Below are 17,059 nucleotides of genomic sequence, written 5' to 3' on the forward strand. Positions count from 1 at the left end.
GTGATGGAATCATTATACTATTGAATGATTATTCAGTCATTTTCAATTGCGATCCACACTCATCCTACATCTCTGTATCGTGTATGATGAATAGGGATGATTGCTCGTATGAGGTGAAAACATGAATGCATTGCCGATAAATGAAGTATTGCCCGAGCTGGTAAACACGCTTCGCAAAGAGACAAACGCAGTGTTGGTAGCCGCTCCAGGTGCGGGGAAGACGACGCGGGTACCATTGGCCTTGCGTGACGAAGCTTGGTTGGACAATCGCCGAATTGTAATGCTGGTACCACGACGACTGGCCGCACGTCAAGCTGCTGCCTACATGGCTGCTTTGCTGGGAGAAGAAGTTGGGCAAACGGTCGGATACCGGGTCAAGCGTGAATCAAGAGTCGGTCCAGGTACACGAATAGAAGTGATTACAGAAGGAATTTTAACGAGAATGCTACGGGATGATCCAGAGCTATCTGGTGTCGGTCTTGTTATTTTCGACGAGTTCCACGAACGGAATTTGCACGCGGATTTAGGGCTCGCCCTTAGTCTTCAGGCACAAGGCTTGTTTCGAGAGGACCTGCGAATTCTCGTGATGTCCGCTACCCTCGATGCAGAGCCCGTGTCAGCCTTGCTGGGGAATGCTCCTGTTGTCAGCAGTAAAGGGAGGATGTTTCCGGTGGAGACGCACTTTTTGACTTCTCCGATGCAGGGCTGTCTGGAGGAAGCGGTTGTCCAGATGATCTTCCATGCGTTGAGACAAGAAGAGGGAGATATGCTCGTCTTTTTACCGGGAGCCAAAGAAATTCATCGGGTGCAAGCGTTGCTCGAACAAAGCGGTGTGGGCTCGAATATACGGATTGCGCCTCTTTACGGAAATTTGTCGCAGGAGGAACAAGATAAGGCGATCCAGCCCGGGAAAACAGGGGAGCGCAAAATTGTCCTCGCTACGACTATTGCCGAGACGAGCTTGACTGTCGAGGGTGTGCGCATCGTGATTGATAGTGGACTAAAACGGGTCCCGCGCTTTTCTCCACGAACGGGGATGACGAGACTGGAAACTGCAAAGGTATCGAGGGCATCTGCTGACCAACGGCGAGGAAGGGCTGGACGTCTTGCACCCGGGGTCTGCTTTCGATTGTGGACAGAGCAAGAAGATCGTATGCTCATTCCACAGCAGGCACCTGAAATCATGGAAGCGGATCTGGCTGTGCTCGCTTTAGAGCTGGCTCTGTGGGGAGTCGGGGCACCGGACGAGCTGGATTGGCTGAATCCCCCGCCGAAGCCAGCAATGGCACAGGCTCAAGAGCTGCTGATTCAGCTGGGCGCATTCGATGAGCGGAAGCAAATCACAGCACATGGACGAGTGCTGGCTGGGATGGGGGTACATCCGAGATTGGGCCACATGATTCAGAAAGCGAATGAGCTGGGGGAAGGTGAACTGGCCTGCGAGTTGGCTGTTCTCTTGGAAGAACGAGATATTATGAGGGGGCGCCAAGCTTCGGCAGATGCGGATATGCGTACGCGTGTTGAACTGCTCCGACAGGTAGCAAACAAACAGAGTGTTGCAGTGGAGCTTCCGATTGATGTAGGAGCATGCAAAAGACTTTGGAATGAGGCGGCTCACTTTAAACGGATATGGATAAACAACATGCCCAGTGATGCGCCCACTCGTACAGAAGCAACGGGAAGACTACTGGCGTTTGCGTACCCGGATCGGATTGCCCAGCGAAGAGCAGATGGACGCTATTTGCTTCGAAATGGGCGTGGGGCGTCTTTTTCCGTGCAGCAGCCACTGACTGCTTCGCCGTATATTGTGGCAGCAGAACTCGATGACCAAGGTGCAGACAGTCGGATATTACTGGCGGCTAGTGTGGAAGAAAGCGAGCTGCTGAATGATTGTGCGATGCAGATTACCGAACGAATGAACGTATGGTGGGAGCATACGGCTGGGGCAGTTCGCAGCCGCAAGCAAAAGCGGTTGGGCGCGATCCTGTTGGCAGAAATACCTGCGGAGGCTTCGCCAGATGAGGTGTTAACAGCGTTTTTGGACGGAATAAAAGAAGAGGGCTTGGAGATTTTGCCGTGGAACCGGCAGGCGAGGCAGTATCGGGAGCGTTTGCTCTTTATGCAGCGTCTGGAGGAAGGCTGGCCGAATATGGAAGATGAGGCACTGCTTGCTTCCTTGGAGGAATGGCTCGCTCCCCATGTGTATGGTTTCAGAAAAAAGGAAGACCTGCAGGCGCTGTCAGTGACGACGTTGCTGGAGAGTATGCTGTCATGGGAGCAGCGCAGACAATTGGACGAATTCGCTCCAACTCATGTGATCGTCCCGAGCGGTTCCAAAATTCCTGTCGATTACAGCGATCCAGCGGCACCGGTGCTTTCGGTCCGGTTACAGGAGTTGTTTGGTTGGCAAGACTCTCCGCGAATAGGCAGAGGCAGAGTGCCACTGACATTGCACCTGCTTTCGCCGGCTCATCGTCCGGTACAAGTGACACGGGATTTGGCGAGCTTTTGGGCACATGCGTATTTTGAGGTGAAAAAGGATTTAAAGGGACGTTATCCCAAGCATTACTGGCCAGAAGATCCGTTAGCGGCCATTCCGACAAACCGGACGCGACCACGCATATAAATCGATTGGCTAGGTATATTCGGGCATAGAGGGAGGGCTTCGTGTCAGGTGAAATTTCCCATTTTGCTAGTTCCATGTTCGTGAGTCACATCAATTGTGAAACCTTCTTCGTGCTTGCGTACGTCAGGAAGATACCGTGAATCACGTACTACCCCCTCTATTTCTCTGGGCTGCCTGTTGATCAGGCGGTCTTTTTTTTGTGAAAAAAGGTGCCGCAGTTGCAGCGCCCTTTCTTTCGTATGGGGTCAAGGCTTACGCCTTATTTCCCCACTGCTCCCGATAAATCAACTGTTGCAAGTCCTCACGTTGTCTCCATTGGTGCAGCTCCAAGAGTGGACGTTCCGGATAATGATCCGTGTAACCGATCGACAGCAATGCGACAGGATCGATATGCGGCGGTATGTTCAGGATACGACGCACGTCGGCCTTCTTGTAAAAGCTGACCCAACCCATTGCCAAATCTTCGGCGTAGGCTGCCAGCCACATGTTTTGGATCGCGCAGCTGACAGACATGATATCTGTTTCCGGGATGGAATTGCGTCCGAGTACATGGTCTCCCCCACGTGTAGGATCACAAGTGACACAGATGGTGACAGGCGCTTCCTTGATCCCTTGAATTTTTAACTCCAAAAAGGTCGACTCTCGTCCCGTCCCTTCGTAGTGGATGGCAAGCGCCCGGCGTTCTTTATCTGCACATTCTGCGAGAGCTTGTTTGGTTGCGTCGTCTTCTACCAGGACAAAATTCCAAGGCTGCATGAATCCGACAGAAGGAGCGTGGTGGGCAGCAGCCAAGATCATGGCGAGCTTTTCCGGGGCGACAGGATCTGGGCGAAAGGTACGAATATCGCGACGATTGCTAATGGCTTTATACAAACCGTTTTTTTCTTCCGCGGTTAAGCGTTTCATGAGAAAACCTCCCTATTTGCATTCTGGTCTCTTTATTTTACTTACAAAGTATGCTTCCTTCCAGACATCTGCTTGACATATTCATGTCCTACGCTAAAGGGGAGATTAGTCCGAGCAGAGGGGAGCAAGAGTACGAGTATGCAAAACATCTTAATCGTGGAAGACGAGTTACCCATCTCTCGGGTATTAAAGGCGTATTTGGAAAAAAACAACTTTCGGGTTGAACAGGCATTTAACGGCGAGGAAGCTGAGCGGAAGTTTGATTCACTCAATCCTGCGCTCGTTTTGCTAGATGTGATGCTGCCTGGACGAAGCGGATGGAGTATTCTCGAATATATTCGGGCGAAAAGCTCGTGTCCTGTCATCATGCTGACAGCGCTGGGACAAATCGATAACAAGCTGGCGGGTCTGAACCTAGGTGCTGACGACTATATCACCAAGCCCTTTATTGCCGACGAAGTGGTCGCTCGCGTACATGCAGTATTACGTCGCTCGAAACAATTAATAGAAGGCAATCATGTGAAGCAGTTTGGCAGTCTGAGAGTCGACTTCAAGGCGTATTCCGTCATGCTGCACGGCATCGAACTGGCGTTCACACCAAAGGACTTGTGCCTGTTTCTTTTTTTGGCGCAGTACAAAAACCAGACGTTCACCAGAGAACAGCTCATCGAGCAGGTGTGGGGGATGGATTACGAAGGAAGTGATCGCGCAGTAGACCTCGCGATCAAACGCATCCGGCGATCTTTGGAAAATTGGCCGACATCCGAAGGGGAAATCCGTACCTATCGTGGCTTGGGCTACAAGCTGTGCGTATATGAATGAGAAAAAACGCACCTCTTTGTTTCGCTATTGGACGACGCGATACTTGATCATCTTGTGTATCGGCCTTTTCGTGATCGGGATTGCATCCAGCTACTGGATTTCTTATAGCGAGACGCAAAAACGCCTTGATTTTATGAGACTGATGGCAGCGGAAGTAGCGGATCGGGTCATTGATGTGGAAGGCAAGGTAAAAATGGCTCCGTTCTTGTTTCGTATTGTGGACAGTCGTCAGGAGTCACTCGGAGTCAATTACAAGCCAATTATGATGATCTTGGATGAACACAAGCAACCGGTATTTGGCGTACCTGGTCTTTTTTCCGGGGAATTAAAGCGCATTGCGCCTGATCTGGTGGAAGCGGATGACAGCCTGTCACAGTTTGAGCTTGCGCGGGGCGAAGAAGTGCTTTTCGTGAAGGAAAGCATTAAGGTGGATGAGCGAGTGGTTGGATGGGTCATGCTGTTCACCCCACAAAAACAGGTGATACGAAGCATGACTGAATTTCAATTGCTCGCGATCATGCTTCTGGGTCTCGGTTTGCTTGGCTGGCTCGTCATTTATTTGCTGACGAAAAAGCTGTCTCAGCCGATTAAGGATGTGGCAGACGCTGCCAAGCAAATCGTGCTGGGAAACTACGAGATTCAATTGGATAAAAACAAGCGCGAACAAGAAGTATATGAGCTCATTCATTCCTTTGGAGAAATGGCAGAGCGATTGAAGCAGCTGGAAATGATGCGTACCGAGTTATTGGCAGGGGTGACCCACGAACTCAAAACACCTGTTACGTCCATCAGTGGGCTGGTGCAAGCCGTGAGGGAAGAGGTTGTGAGCGGTGAGGAAGCCAAGGAGTTTTTGGATATTTGTACGAAGGAAACGACACGTCTGCAAAAGATGGTAGAGGATTTGCTCGATTTTAACTCTTTTGCAGTCGGTGACATTCGCATTCGCAGGCAGCCTCAAAACATGCAGGAGCTGGTCCGGGAAATTACGCACCAATGGAAAATTATGCAGGAAGAAGAGAAGCTCTGCCTGGACATCGAAAGTACCTCTGATCCGATCATGATAGATACCGACCCGCTACGAGTGCAGCAAATCATGTACAATCTCCTAAACAATGCAGCACAAGCGATGGAATCGGAGGGGAGGATCGTCGTGTCACTATCTGCATCCGCAGAGGAGATTCGCATTGACGTGAAGGACAATGGACGTGGGATACCGATAGAAGAACAGTCTTTGATCTTCGAGAGATTCTACCGTGGCGAGGACAAGAAGCACATCGTCCGTGGGCTTGGGCTTGGCTTGTCTTTTAGTAGGATGATTGCCCAAGCGTTAGGAGGTGTGTTGATTCTGACTGAGAGTACCGCGTCAGGCAGCACCTTCACGTTGATTTTGCGCAAATAATCCATGCATGCTCGAAAAGCGACCTGGTTCTCTCCGGTCGTTTTTTTTGTGCCTTCATCTGACTTTTCCCTGACGTATTCGTTCCGTATAGTGGTCGCAACCAAAAAGACAAGTCTTCAATCAAGCAGACGGTAGGAGGACTGAGCGTGACTCACAAGGAGAACAAGAGAGAGTTGTTTTCGAAGGCAGGAAGCAACAGGAAAAGGTGGATCGTTGGAGTTTTGGCTGTCGGGGCCGTGATCGTTTCAGGAGGTATATTGGGCTACCAGTCATTTTTTACCCCACAAACGGCGCAGGCCGCTTTTCAAGTGGAGACGGTAAAAAGGGGGGACATCTCAGAAGTCGTGCAGGCATCAGGTACTGTCCAGGCTTCCAAGCGCTCGTCTCTCTCGTTTTCTGATGCAGAAGAAGCCAAGGATGCGATCTCTACTATTCAGGTCGGCGTTGGTGATGCCGTGAAGGCAGGGCAAATTCTGGCGACGATGGACGATTCTGTAGCGAGAATCCAGGTGACGAATGCGGAAGCCAATCTATTGTCGGCCCAAGCCAAGCTAGAGGAGGCGCAAAAGCGCAAAAGCCGTGCTGAAATCACTTCTTTACAAGCCGCCGTCAATCAGACCAAGAACGAATGGGAGCTCGCCAAGCAAAACATTGACGGAAAGAAAGCGGCGAATGACGTAGAAAAGGCAAAGGCAAACCTGGAGAATGCCCAGAAGACGTACACTTCCCAGCAGACCTTGTTCGCAGCAGGTGCGATTGCCAAAAGCGAATTCGACAGTGCCCAAGCCTCGTTGGACCAAGCCAAACGCGATTACAACTCGGCTGTATTGACTGCCGGACAGACGACAGGGCAGGCCAGTGTGAAGGTAGAGCAAGCATTGGCTGCGTATCAAACAGCACAAGAAGCGTTACAGGAAGCCAATGAAGGTCCGGATGCCGCCACAGTACTATCAGCCAAAGCAGCGGTGGAACAGGCAAAAGCGGGGTTGCAACAAGCACAGAAGGCATTGAGGGCTGTCACCTTGAAAGCGCCGATGGACGGAGTGATCGTCCAGGTGAATGGCAATGTAGGCGAAATACCCGGGAATGATTTCATTATCATGGATAATTCGAATAGCGGAGATTTAGAGGTATTGGCCCAGATTAGCCAGAGCGACATCGGTAAAGTGCAGGAAGGCTTGCCTGTGACGTTTACAACGAGTTCTTATGCGGACGAGACGTTCCATGGAAAAGTAAAGCTGATCTATCCGGAAGCGAAAACTGACGCTGGAGTCACCACTTACGATGTGCTGTTGTCTGTGGCAAACCAGGATAACAAATTGAAGATCGGAATGACGATGAACGTCGCGATCGAGCGAGGAACCCATAAAAATGTGCTCGTGGTACCTGCGCAAGCGCTGCAAACGCAAAATGGCAAGGATGGCGTGTATGTACTAAAGGATGCTGCTGCACAACAAGCTGGTGAAGGAGTAGAAGAGAATCAGGCTGAGGCGAAGCAAGTGAATAACCGCAGTGGAGGCAAAGAGGGCAGAGCGAATATGCCGTATCGATTTGTTCCAATCAAAATGGGATACTTCACTGCCGATCAGGTAGAGGTGACAGAGGGGCTTACTGAAGGAGATCGTGTCGTCATCCTCGCGAACACACAGACCTCATCTGGAACGAGTCAAAATGGAAATCGAATGGGCGGCGGTATGCCGGGATTCGGCGGAATGGGCGTCCAAATAAGGGGACGGTAGGCAGATGAAACCGGTCATTCAAATAGAAGAGCTGAGAAAACAGTACGTCATCGGAGACCAGGAGATTTATGCGCTCAGGGGTGTCAGCTTGTCGATTGAGGAAGGGGATTTCGTGGCAATCATGGGGCCATCGGGTTCAGGCAAGTCTTCGATGATGAATGTGATTGGCTGTCTGGATAAGCCTACCTCGGGAGAATTTTTTTTGGACGGCTATCCTGTATCACAAGCCCATGATGATGAATTGGCAGTCATCCGCAATCAGAAAATCGGTTTTGTTTTTCAAAATTTCAATCTGTTGCCACGTACAGCCGCAGTCGAAAATGTCGAGTTGCCTCTGTTATATGGAGGCACGCCTGCACGGGAACGAAGAGAAAAAGCCATCCGGGCATTAACCAGTGTCGGACTGGCAGAGCGATTGAACAACAAGCCCAATGAGCTGTCAGGTGGACAACAGCAACGCGTATCGATTGCGCGAGCTCTCGTCAACGATCCCGTCATTCTGCTCGCAGACGAGCCGACAGGAGCGCTGGATACGAAGACGAGTGAAGAGATCATGGGTATTTTTCAAAAGCTGAACGATGCGGGCAAAACGGTTATTTTGGTGACACATGAGCCTGATATTGCGGAGTATGCCAAGAGGATCGTCCGGTTTCGCGATGGGCAAATCATCGCGGATGAAGTGGTGGAGGATCGCAGAAGGGTGTCGATGGAGGGTAGAGCAGATGAGCTTTCTTGAATGTGTACGCATTTCTTTTCGCAGCATCAGGGCAAATGGCTTGCGCTCCGTCCTCACGATGCTGGGAATCATCATCGGTGTGGCTGCTGTTATCGCGATGGTGGCGATCGGAGAAGGGACTTCCACGTCTGTTGCTTCGCAGATCAATGGTTTAGGGAGCAACCTGTTGATTGTCACACCTGGTCAGGCGACACAAGGCAGGGTAAGCCTTGGGGCTGGCTCTCTGAATACGCTGACGATGGCAGATGCAGAAACCCTGATGCAAAAAGAGTCCATTTCGGGTGTGGCTCCCAGCGTCAATGCGCGGGGGCAGATTGTTTGGGGAAGCAATAACTATTCCAGTATGCTCGAGGGGACGTCAGCCGATTTCCCGCAGGTGAGGAATGTAGAAGTAGGACAAGGGCGCTTCTTTAGCAATTTTGAAGTGAAGATGCAATACAACGTGGCTGTCGTGGGGACAGAGGTGGTCAGCAACCTGTTTAAAGGAGCGAATCCAGTGGGGCAAACCGTTCAGATCAACCGGATTCCGTTTACGATCATCGGCGTATTGCAGAGCCAGGGTAGTTCAGGCATGACAAACAACGATGATCGGATCATCATTCCGATTACCACTGCGATGAACAGGCTGACTGGAGGCAAAAATGTGGGCTCGATCTATGTCTCGGCAGCATCGTCGGATTTGATGGAGAAGGCGCAACAAGATATTCAGCAAGCCCTTCGTTCCAATCACAAACTACGGCCACAAGCTGCCGATGACTTCCGCATTACGTCTCAATCTGACATTTTAAGCACGGCACAGTCAGTATCCAGCTCGATGACGGCGCTTTTATCTGGTATTGCTGCTATCTCGCTGATTGTTGGCGGGATCGGCGTAATGAACATTATGCTTGTTTCTGTCACAGAGCGGACACGGGAGATCGGAATTCGCAAAGCGATTGGAGCGAAGCGGGGAGATATTCTCCGTCAGTTTTTGATCGAAGCGGTTACGCTTAGCCTGATTGGCGGGGTGATTGGTATTGCCTTAGGGGTAGGGGCTGCGTTTTTGGTTAGCAAGCTCGGTCAGATGGCAACCTCAATTAGTCTGTCGCCGATCATGTATGCGTTTCTGACCTCTACATTGGTCGGTGTCATTTTCGGTGTGTATCCGGCGAGAAAAGCAGCACAGCTCAAACCAATTGACGCACTGCGGTATGAGTGAGTGTGTAATTTTACCAATCCGGGGCATACTAGCCGTGAGAGGTGTTGGTGCTGATGGAAAAAAGCGTTCAATTTTCCGTACCATGGCGAGAAGCGACACGCATTGTGAAAAGGATCAAAACAAGCAAATTGCGTTATTTTGTCAGACAGCAAGAGGGCAAGAGCAGTGTTGCGTTCGTCTTTCCTCGCGTTAGCGTCAGCCAATATGTCTATTTGTATATCATTTTTGGACCGAGAGCTGCTGATGTGCTCAACAACGATAGCAAATAGAATGCTCCCTGATGGCCTTAAGCAGGCGTCAGGGATTTGCAATAATTCACAGGAAAACAAAACCTGACACTTTTCGATAGGACTGTTTCATAGTACAATTCGAATATGAACGAACTTGGGGAAGTTCGGGATGGCGGCACCCAATCTGTGCAGAAGGGCCGCCTCTTTTTTTTGATCATAGGATATAATAGGTACATTTACCTGAATATACAGCTAGAATGAGTGAGTAGTGGGATATAAAATAAGCTTATTCACGTGAATATAACGTACTACTCTCTCCCAAGATTTGATCTTGGGGCTTTTTTTTGTCCAAAATGCATGAAAAAAAGCCGTTTCGTTTCTCATGACGGCTTTGTTATCGATAGGGTAGGTTGAAAACTTCCTTTTAGCAAGGCATCAATAAATTGCTCCTGTGTGAGAGAAATCGTGATGCCCATCCCAGACAGATCGACAGAAAAAACATTCTCTCGGTACAAATACCAGAGGTCGCCTGTCGGCTCAATGGAATAGACGTGTATATTTTTCTGGGAATGCTGGCCTGCCTTTTGGATTTCCCGTAACGCTGTAAACAGTTCACCCCAAACAGGCAGATAAGGCTTCGCTTGGTGCAGCATAATCGCTTGGATCAGTTGGTTTTTCACGAGAGAAATAGCATCCATGTTTGAGTGGTTCAACGAAGGCATGACCGTTATACTCCTTTAGCATGGCTTGGCGCATTAGTCTTGCGTGATGGCGATTTTTGTCGAAGTCATGAATAAGTGTAAAATAGTTATCCGTTCGATGCAAGAGAAGAGAAGGTAGAGATGAGTATTTGGATATTTGACGGTTGCTCTTGATTTGGATAGCATAGGAAAAGCGGTTTTGACAAATGGCAATAGCGAGAAGCGGGAGATGAGATTGTGGCAAAAAAACACCGGTTGATCATCGAGTTTTGCGGTGGATTTGGACAAGGGCTGGCCTTGCTGTATGCTTTGCGGTCGTCTGTTGTTCAAGTAGCAGGAATCATTTGCAGAGACACGCAGTCAAGCTTGGCTAGCAAACTGATTGATTTTGCACAGCCAGGTTATGAAATTCCAATCGTTACAGGTGCCAGGCAGCCGCTTTTCTCAGGAACGGTAGAAACGACCACCTCGGAAGGTGTACGACTCCTTGCAGAAACCACGCAAGATGAGGAAAGTGAATTGACGCTCGTGACGTTTGATCGTTTGACGACGCTAGCTCTGGCTGTCGCGCGTGATCCTTTGTTGGCCAGTAAATTTACGAGAATCGTGGTGCAGGGTGGAGCGATACGCGTACCAGGAGATGTAACGGCTATTGCCGAAACAAACATGCATGGTGATCCGGAAGCAGCTGCGCTCGTTTTGGCAGCACGCTTGCCGCTTGTGCTCGTTCCATTCGATACAACCAACTCGTTTCGTCTGACGGAAGAGCAAGTACATACGCTAGGAAGTCTCGCAGAAGCAGTTGGTCTAATCGATAGAACGACGATGTCGGACATGCAGTTCGCGGCTTCTGCTCGTGGGTTACATGCATGGGTAGCGATGCTCGCGGCTCTCTCGCCTGATAAAATGCGAACCGAGCAGATGAAGCTCTCAGTCGAATGCAAAAGTGAATTATCACGGGGTGCCATTCTAGCTGATCTACGGGCAAAACCGAGTGTAGGAACCGATACGGCTGTATGTGTTGAGGTTGAGATGGCAGAGGCAGAGCGCTGGCTGCAAACCGTTTTGGATCAGGGAGGGGTATAAGCGCATGGAAAAAATCATTTTGGATGTAGATACCGGGATTGATGATGCGCTGGCGATTGCTTATGCCGTTCACTCGCCTGCTCTTGAAGTGTGTGGGATTACCACGACTTTTGGCAATATTACGGTGGAGGAAGCAACACGCAATACCTTACAGGTGCTCGAGCTGCTGGGTGCGTCTGCGATTCCTGTCTATCAGGGGGCATCGAAGCCGATCGTTCGCGACCTTACAGGAAAAGCAAGGCTGTTCCACGGTGAAAACGGGCTAGGCAATGTGGTCCTTCCAGATCCATCGACAACGGCTCAGCCACAGTGTGCCACACAATTTCTCATCTCTGCGATTAAGGAAAATCCTCACGAATTGACGCTCGTGACCGTCGGGAGCATGACTAATTTGGCGCGGGCGATTATGGCTGCTCCAGAAATCGTATCCCTTGTCAAACGAGTGGTCGTGATGGGGGGAGCTGTAACGGTGCCGGGGAATCGCACGCCTGTAGCGGAGGCGAATATTTGCGCTGATCCGGAAGCCGCAGCGTACGTCTTCCAGTCTGGTATTCCCGTGACGCTGGTAGGCCTGGATGTGACGATGCAAACGCTGCTTACCCGCGAACACTTGCAGGAATGGAGAGCGAAGGATACACGCTTAAGCCATGTTTTCGCGGATATGTGCGAGGTGTACATGAATGCCTACGTGACTGTGGGCAACTTGCGCGGCTGCGGTCTGCATGATCCGTTGGCGGTAGGTGTCGTCATTGATCCGACGTTTGTGAAGTCAGTCCCAATGCATGTTGCGGTAGATACGTCCGGGGGAGCCAGTGATGCCCGTACGATTGGAGACAGACGGGAACATCCAGCCCAGCCGCCGAATGTGGATGTGTGCCTGGAGGTTGATCATGAGCGCTTTGTCAGCCATTTTTTACAATATGTTTTAGGTAGGTAAGGAGGAAGTTATTATGTTAAAAGAGTTTAAAGAGTTTGCGTTAAAAGGAAATGTCATGGATCTCGCTGTCGGTGTTGTTATCGGTGGGGCTTTTGGTAAAATTGTTACCTCACTCGTTAATGACATTATTACTCCATTGATCGGATTGCTTCTTGGCAAGGTAGATTTCTCCGGTTTGTTCATCAATTTGAGCGGGGTTCCTTATAAGACGATCGCTGAAGCAAAAGCAGCTCATGCTGCCACGCTGAACTATGGGTTGTTCCTCAACTCTGTGATTGATTTTGTCATTATTGCCTTTTCTATTTTTATCGTCATCAAACAGCTCAACCGTTTCAAACGCAAGCAAGAAGTGGAGAAAGCACCAGAGACAACGAAAGAGTGCCCGCATTGCATCTCCGCGATTCCAATCAAGGCTACGCGCTGCCCGAACTGCACCTCCATGCTGGAGACAAAAGGAACGGCATTGGCACCCGAATAAGACACATACACGAATCAGACGAACAGAGGAGGGCGATTATGCCTTCCTCTGTTTTCGTTTCACGCGGTTTTTATACTGATAGTGAAGTCTTTTAATCGTATGGTAATAAGTCTTGTCTTTGAGCTTGGCAAACAGTCCGTGGGAAGGAAAGTCGTAATTGACCTCAATAATGGAGAGGTTTCCAGCTTTATCAATGGCAAAATCGACGCCGATTTGCGCACTGTGCCGATATTTATTAAAGTGGGCACATACGCGGTGACTGATTTGGATCAACTGAGAGACGATACTTTTTATTTTGTCGGGCGTGACAGCTCCAGACTTTTTCAAGGCATGCGGGACTGTGACGGCATATCCGCCGCCGCGAGCTACATTGGTAATAATGCTGTCGGCACCAGCGACCTTGGCTAGCATGCCGGCATATTGCCATTTGCCCAAGCCATTGCGCATCATCATGACACGAATGTCAAAGGGACGACCGTCGATTTCAGCTAAATCCAGCCCTTTTTGTATGACATAATTTTTTTCTGTGCACTGAGCGGCAAGCTTCTGCTTCAAGTCAGCTAAAGAATCTGCCTGCATAGGCTCTCCGCGCTCCTTCACAAATTGATAGCCCCCGCTATCCGTTTTCCAGACGCGAATAATCCCTTTTCCCATATGAGTTCTCGTCGGTTTGATATAGACAGTAGAATACTTCGCTACATACGAGTCCAAGCTTTCGGGCTGATATAAAGAAGTAGGCGGCAGGTAAGGACGAATGTAAGGACTTTTTGAAAAGAACTGATGAAGACTCCACTTGGAGGAGGAGATCACATCATGCACCTCGCTTTACGAAAAATCCATTCGTTCCAGCATATGCAACTACATTCTCCACCGTTTTTGCTGGCTCCCGATGAGACTGGCGTTTTTCAAAAAATGCCGAGGAGTGAGAAGGATTTCAAAAATCGTGGGGGAATATATGTTCTAATCATTGGACAAGGATGGCGAAAATCATGCGGCTATATCGCCCAGTGCAACCTCCGACTCTGCAACGAGCGAACGTCCAAAATGAGTACCGTTACCGAGAGTACATGCCCAATAAAAGCCTGGCGAACTATATCGCCTGCTACTGGGTCTCAGAGTACAACGGCGAGGGTATCGCACGTGCGAGCCGAGTCATTCCGGATGGCTGCGTCGATATCATTTTCAATCTCAGAGCTACTTCTGTAAAGAAGGGGGCATTTCTAACGGGACTGATGCGGACGTACGAAGACATGCTAGTAACCGAACCACAATCTTTGATCGGCATTCGATTTTACGCTGAGGGAGCGGCCCGCTTTTTGCACTACCCCGTCGCCATGATCAACGGACATCATCCCAATCTGGAAGACATCTGGGGCAAAGAGGCGGATGAGGTGATAGAAGGCTTGCTTGAAGCCTCCGACACGGCGGAGCGAATCGTTTTGTTGGAGCGGGAGCTTATCAAACGAATGTGGATGGATGATCCAGCAGACCCGTTGCTATTGACAAGCATGAACTATTTGTATGAATACAGAGGAAATCTTTCCATGGGAGCGCTCGCTGAGAAAGTGAATTACAGCGAGAGAACCTTGCGCAGGACGTTTCAACAGCAATTGGGTATGAGCCCGAAAGAACTCGGACGAATCATTCAATTTCAAGGGCTGCTGCAAATGCTGGCAAAGGGAACGCGCACTTCGTTTACAGATGCCGCTCTCCAATGTGGCTATTACGATCAGTCGCACTTGAACAAGAGCTTTCACACTTTTTACGGTGTAGCTCCAAGCAAAATTGTCTCGCCAGATCGTACGAATCGATAGTCTTTAAAAGTTGTCCGTTTTTTACAATCTTCTTTTGGCGAGATGCGTTACCCTAAGGAAAGGATGGTGAATTCATGTGAATGAACAAACATTGGATACATACTGCCGGAAGCAGCCCGGTGCCACCCATGACTATCAGATGGATTGGGAATGCGATCGTTACCAAGTCGGAGGCAAAATATTTGCGATGATCGGGGGCGATTCGAAAGGTGTTCGCATCCTCACCTTGAAATGCGACCCGATGCGTGCGGAGGAATTGCGCGAGACATATGAAGGGATCGTACCTGGCTATCACATGAATAAATCCCATTGGAATTCTGTCTACTTGGACGCTGACATTCCCGAAGGTTTGTGGGAAAGGATGATCGAGCATGCGTACGAAACGGTGCTCCAAAAACTGCCCAAGCGCGTCCAGCAAGAAATCAAGAGCGAACAGGAGTGAGTGATGTGGGAATCAAGCTTGATATGGTAGGGATTGTCGTACAGGACATGAAAAAAGCGTTGGACTTCTATCGGGTACTCGGTTTTGATATTCCCGAAGGTGCAAATGAAGAGCCGCATGTGGAGGTAGCGCAGGACGGTGTTCGTCTCGCCTTTGATACAATGGAAGTTGCCAAGGGTGTGTATGGGGGATGGGAAGCACCTGTTGGGCATCGGATTGAGCTGGCTTTTTTGTGTGGGGATGCTGCGGAGCTTGATGGGCTGTACACGAAAATCGTTTCCCAAGGATACGAGAGTCACCGTGAGCCATGGGATGCGTTCTGGGGGCAGCGGTATGCCATCGTGAAAGACCCGGATGGGAACTTGATCAGTTTGTTTGCCTAATACGATCCTTACCATAAGAAGACAAGCCGAGCCTTTGTGAAAGAGGCTCGGCTTGTTTGCGTTTATAGACGAAATCATTGGCTGATATATAAAACTTTTTAATAGGAAAACATACCCATAACATCGCTGGTTTTTCTCAATAGAACGGGCTAGTGCTGAGACAGCTTGAAAGGGGTGAGACCTGTGCTTGGTTGTTGTTTGAAGAAATAAAATTTACTAACAACTGATTGACTTGTGTAATTTTACTACATATAATGAAAACGATAACAGGTTCGAATTTTTCAACGATTCTCGATTCTCAAATGGGGGCTTTTGACATGGATCAACCTGCAAATTTGCTCGATTATCGTGCGAAAAATGAGCATGTACTCATCGGCCTCATGTCGGGTACTTCGCTGGATGGCATTGATGCCGCACTCGTAGCGATCCGCACGGATGAACAGGGCGAGATCGAAAATGTGACTCTCCGCGATTTTTTTTATATGCCATACTCCGATGACTTGCGTGAGTGGGTCATGAATCTGTGCAGTGTAGAGACAGCGAGAGTGGATCAGCTGACTTCGGTTCATTACGGCTTATCTGAATGGTATGCCTATGCGGTACAGCGGTTGTTGCAAAAAGCTGGTGTCACGACAGCCGAAGTAGACGCAGTCTGTATGCACGGACAAACCATTTGGCATGTTGCCGGGCGGACGCCATTTCCCGGACCACAAGGAATGACAAAGGTCAGGGCGTCCTTGCAAATCGGCGAGCTGTCCACACTGGCAGAACGTACGAATATACCGGTAGTGGGAAACTTCCGCGCTCGAGACTTGGCTGCTGATGGAGAAGGTGCACCGCTTGTTCCGTATGCGGACTATATTTTGTTCCGCCATCCGCAAAAAGGCAGACTGCTGCAAAACATTGGTGGAATCGCCAATGTCACATTGCTTCCTGCAAGCGCAGCTATCGATCAGGTCGTCGCTTTTGATACCGGCCCTGGCAATATGATCATGGATCAAATCGTCCAGGTCATGACCAACGGACAGATGAGGTATGACGAGGGTGGCAAGTTGGCCGCAAACGGCACCGTCTCTTCAGTGTTACTGGAAAAATGGCTGAAAGACCCTTATTACCAGATCAAACCACCGAAAAGCACAGGCCGTGAAGTATACGGCAGAGCTTTTGCCCAAGAGCTGTTCCATGATGCGAATCAAATCGGGATCAGTCAGACTGATCTGTTGGCAACCGTGACAGCATTGACTGCCACGACAATTGCGAACGCCTACATGCAATTCGTATTACCAACAACCAAAGTGGAGGAAGTAATTGTCTCAGGGGGAGGCGCTCATAACCAGACGCTTCTCTCCATGCTGCAGCGTCAATTGCCGACAGGAATGACCGTGATGACGGCGCAGCAGTTTGGGATGCCTGACGATGCGAAGGAAGCCGTCGCTTTTGCCATTTTGGGTCATGAGACACTAATGGGACGACCATCCAATGTGCCATCCGTAACAGGGGCGAAGAGGGCCGTGCCGTTAGGAAATATATGCTTCTAACATGAGAACAACAGAGGGGGTACC

At 49.7% G+C, this 17,059-nt stretch carries 17 protein-coding genes; 14 read left to right on the plus strand and 3 right to left on the minus strand.

Going from position 1 to position 17,059, the window contains the following annotated elements:
- Positions 1-121 precede the first annotated feature (121 nt).
- Positions 122-2,626, plus strand: coding sequence for an ATP-dependent helicase HrpB (gene hrpB, locus M3630_RS28840; RefSeq protein ID WP_251254480.1), 2,505 nt, complete (start codon positions 122-124; stop codon positions 2,624-2,626).
- A 252-nt stretch (positions 2,627-2,878) separates the two neighbouring features.
- Here hrpB and bluB read toward each other — a convergent pair whose 3' ends face one another.
- Complete coding sequence (bluB, locus tag M3630_RS28845) at positions 2,879-3,532, minus strand: 5,6-dimethylbenzimidazole synthase (RefSeq protein ID WP_088906445.1); 654 nt, start codon at positions 3,530-3,532, stop codon at positions 2,879-2,881.
- 138 nt (positions 3,533-3,670) lie between these two features.
- On the opposite strand from bluB, the gene M3630_RS28850 reads away from it, so the two are divergent.
- From M3630_RS28850 to M3630_RS28875, 6 genes are all read left to right on the plus strand, one after another.
- Positions 3,671-4,354, plus strand: coding sequence for a response regulator transcription factor (locus tag M3630_RS28850; protein ID WP_251254481.1), 684 nt, complete (start codon positions 3,671-3,673; stop codon positions 4,352-4,354).
- The gene (locus M3630_RS28855; protein ID WP_251254482.1) at positions 4,320-5,753 is read left to right on the plus strand and encodes a HAMP domain-containing sensor histidine kinase; all 1,434 of its coding nucleotides are present in this window, start codon (positions 4,320-4,322) and stop codon (positions 5,751-5,753) included. The genes M3630_RS28850 and M3630_RS28855 overlap by 35 nt, the downstream gene beginning before the upstream one ends.
- 146 nt (positions 5,754-5,899) lie before the next feature.
- Positions 5,900-7,492, plus strand: a complete 1,593-nt coding sequence (locus tag M3630_RS28860) for an efflux RND transporter periplasmic adaptor subunit (protein WP_251254483.1) — start codon at positions 5,900-5,902, stop codon at positions 7,490-7,492.
- 4 nt (positions 7,493-7,496) lie between these two features.
- The gene (locus M3630_RS28865; RefSeq protein WP_251254484.1) at positions 7,497-8,228 is read left to right on the plus strand and encodes an ABC transporter ATP-binding protein; all 732 of its coding nucleotides are present in this window, start codon (positions 7,497-7,499) and stop codon (positions 8,226-8,228) included.
- A complete protein-coding gene (locus tag M3630_RS28870; RefSeq protein WP_251254485.1) occupies positions 8,215-9,426 on the plus strand; it encodes an ABC transporter permease in 1,212 nt (403 codons plus the stop codon). Before M3630_RS28865 ends, M3630_RS28870 begins: the two co-directional genes overlap by 14 nt.
- Positions 9,427-9,479: 53 nt before the next feature.
- Entirely contained in the window at positions 9,480-9,695 is a 216-nt protein-coding gene (locus tag M3630_RS28875) for a hypothetical protein (RefSeq protein ID WP_232773412.1), read from the plus strand.
- 341 nt (positions 9,696-10,036) lie between these two features.
- On the opposite strand, the gene M3630_RS28880 is transcribed toward M3630_RS28875, so the two are convergent.
- Positions 10,037-10,378 (minus strand): hypothetical protein, encoded by a 342-nt coding sequence (locus tag M3630_RS28880; protein ID WP_251254486.1) that lies wholly within the window; start codon positions 10,376-10,378, stop codon positions 10,037-10,039.
- 216 nt (positions 10,379-10,594) lie between these two features.
- Between M3630_RS28880 and M3630_RS28885 the strand changes: the two genes are divergently transcribed.
- The 3 genes from M3630_RS28885 to mscL are packed head-to-tail and all read left to right on the plus strand — an operon-like array spanning position 10,595 to position 12,858.
- Complete coding sequence (locus tag M3630_RS28885) at positions 10,595-11,443, plus strand: nucleoside hydrolase (protein WP_251254487.1); 849 nt, start codon at positions 10,595-10,597, stop codon at positions 11,441-11,443.
- A 4-nt stretch (positions 11,444-11,447) separates the two neighbouring features.
- The gene (locus tag M3630_RS28890) at positions 11,448-12,380 is read left to right on the plus strand and encodes a nucleoside hydrolase (protein WP_251254488.1); all 933 of its coding nucleotides are present in this window, start codon (positions 11,448-11,450) and stop codon (positions 12,378-12,380) included.
- Between the two features lie 13 nt (positions 12,381-12,393).
- Complete coding sequence (mscL, locus tag M3630_RS28895; protein WP_221867627.1) at positions 12,394-12,858, plus strand: large conductance mechanosensitive channel protein MscL; 465 nt, start codon at positions 12,394-12,396, stop codon at positions 12,856-12,858.
- Between the two features lie 36 nt (positions 12,859-12,894).
- Here mscL and M3630_RS28900 read toward each other — a convergent pair whose 3' ends face one another.
- Positions 12,895-13,677 carry a YheC/YheD family protein gene (locus M3630_RS28900; protein ID WP_312027529.1) on the minus strand — a complete coding sequence of 261 codons (783 nt, stop codon included), beginning with the start codon at positions 13,675-13,677 and terminating at the stop codon, positions 12,895-12,897.
- Positions 13,678-13,847: 170 nt separating this feature from the next.
- On the opposite strand from M3630_RS28900, the gene M3630_RS28905 reads away from it, so the two are divergent.
- The 4 genes from M3630_RS28905 to M3630_RS28920 all read left to right on the plus strand — a co-directional run bounded on the left by M3630_RS28905 (position 13,848) and on the right by M3630_RS28920 (position 17,035).
- Positions 13,848-14,672 carry an AraC family transcriptional regulator gene (locus tag M3630_RS28905; RefSeq protein ID WP_251254489.1) on the plus strand — a complete coding sequence of 275 codons (825 nt, stop codon included), beginning with the start codon at positions 13,848-13,850 and terminating at the stop codon, positions 14,670-14,672.
- A 76-nt stretch (positions 14,673-14,748) separates the two neighbouring features.
- Positions 14,749-15,114 (plus strand): MmcQ/YjbR family DNA-binding protein, encoded by a 366-nt coding sequence (locus tag M3630_RS28910; protein ID WP_173608753.1) that lies wholly within the window; start codon positions 14,749-14,751, stop codon positions 15,112-15,114.
- Between the two features lie 5 nt (positions 15,115-15,119).
- On the plus strand, positions 15,120-15,497 hold the full coding sequence (locus tag M3630_RS28915) for a VOC family protein (RefSeq protein ID WP_173608752.1): 378 nt from the start codon (positions 15,120-15,122) through the stop codon (positions 15,495-15,497).
- 317 nt (positions 15,498-15,814) lie between these two features.
- On the plus strand, positions 15,815-17,035 hold the full coding sequence (locus M3630_RS28920) for an anhydro-N-acetylmuramic acid kinase (protein ID WP_251254490.1): 1,221 nt from the start codon (positions 15,815-15,817) through the stop codon (positions 17,033-17,035).
- The last annotated feature ends 24 nt before the right edge of the window (positions 17,036-17,059 follow it).

Origin of the sequence: Brevibacillus sp. MER 51 (genome assembly GCF_023714195.1) — a bacterium.
Lineage (GTDB): Bacteria > Bacillota > Bacilli > Brevibacillales > Brevibacillaceae > Brevibacillus.

Coding starts and splice junctions, on each gene's coding strand:
- M3630_RS28905 (WP_251254489.1), top strand. CDS start 13,848: ATGCGGCTATATCGCCCAGTGCAACCTCCGACTCTGCAACGAGCGAAC.
- hrpB (WP_251254480.1), top strand. CDS start 122: ATGAATGCATTGCCGATAAATGAAGTATTGCCCGAGCTGGTAAACACG.
- M3630_RS28875 (WP_232773412.1), top strand. CDS start 9,480: ATGGAAAAAAGCGTTCAATTTTCCGTACCATGGCGAGAAGCGACACGC.
- M3630_RS28870 (WP_251254485.1), top strand. CDS start 8,215: ATGAGCTTTCTTGAATGTGTACGCATTTCTTTTCGCAGCATCAGGGCA.
- M3630_RS28880 (WP_251254486.1), bottom strand. CDS start 10,378: ATGCCTTCGTTGAACCACTCAAACATGGATGCTATTTCTCTCGTGAAA.
- M3630_RS28865 (WP_251254484.1), top strand. CDS start 7,497: ATGAAACCGGTCATTCAAATAGAAGAGCTGAGAAAACAGTACGTCATC.
- M3630_RS28850 (WP_251254481.1), top strand. CDS start 3,671: ATGCAAAACATCTTAATCGTGGAAGACGAGTTACCCATCTCTCGGGTA.
- bluB (WP_088906445.1), bottom strand. CDS start 3,532: ATGAAACGCTTAACCGCGGAAGAAAAAAACGGTTTGTATAAAGCCATT.
- mscL (WP_221867627.1), top strand. CDS start 12,394: ATGTTAAAAGAGTTTAAAGAGTTTGCGTTAAAAGGAAATGTCATGGAT.
- M3630_RS28890 (WP_251254488.1), top strand. CDS start 11,448: ATGGAAAAAATCATTTTGGATGTAGATACCGGGATTGATGATGCGCTG.
- M3630_RS28920 (WP_251254490.1), top strand. CDS start 15,815: ATGGATCAACCTGCAAATTTGCTCGATTATCGTGCGAAAAATGAGCAT.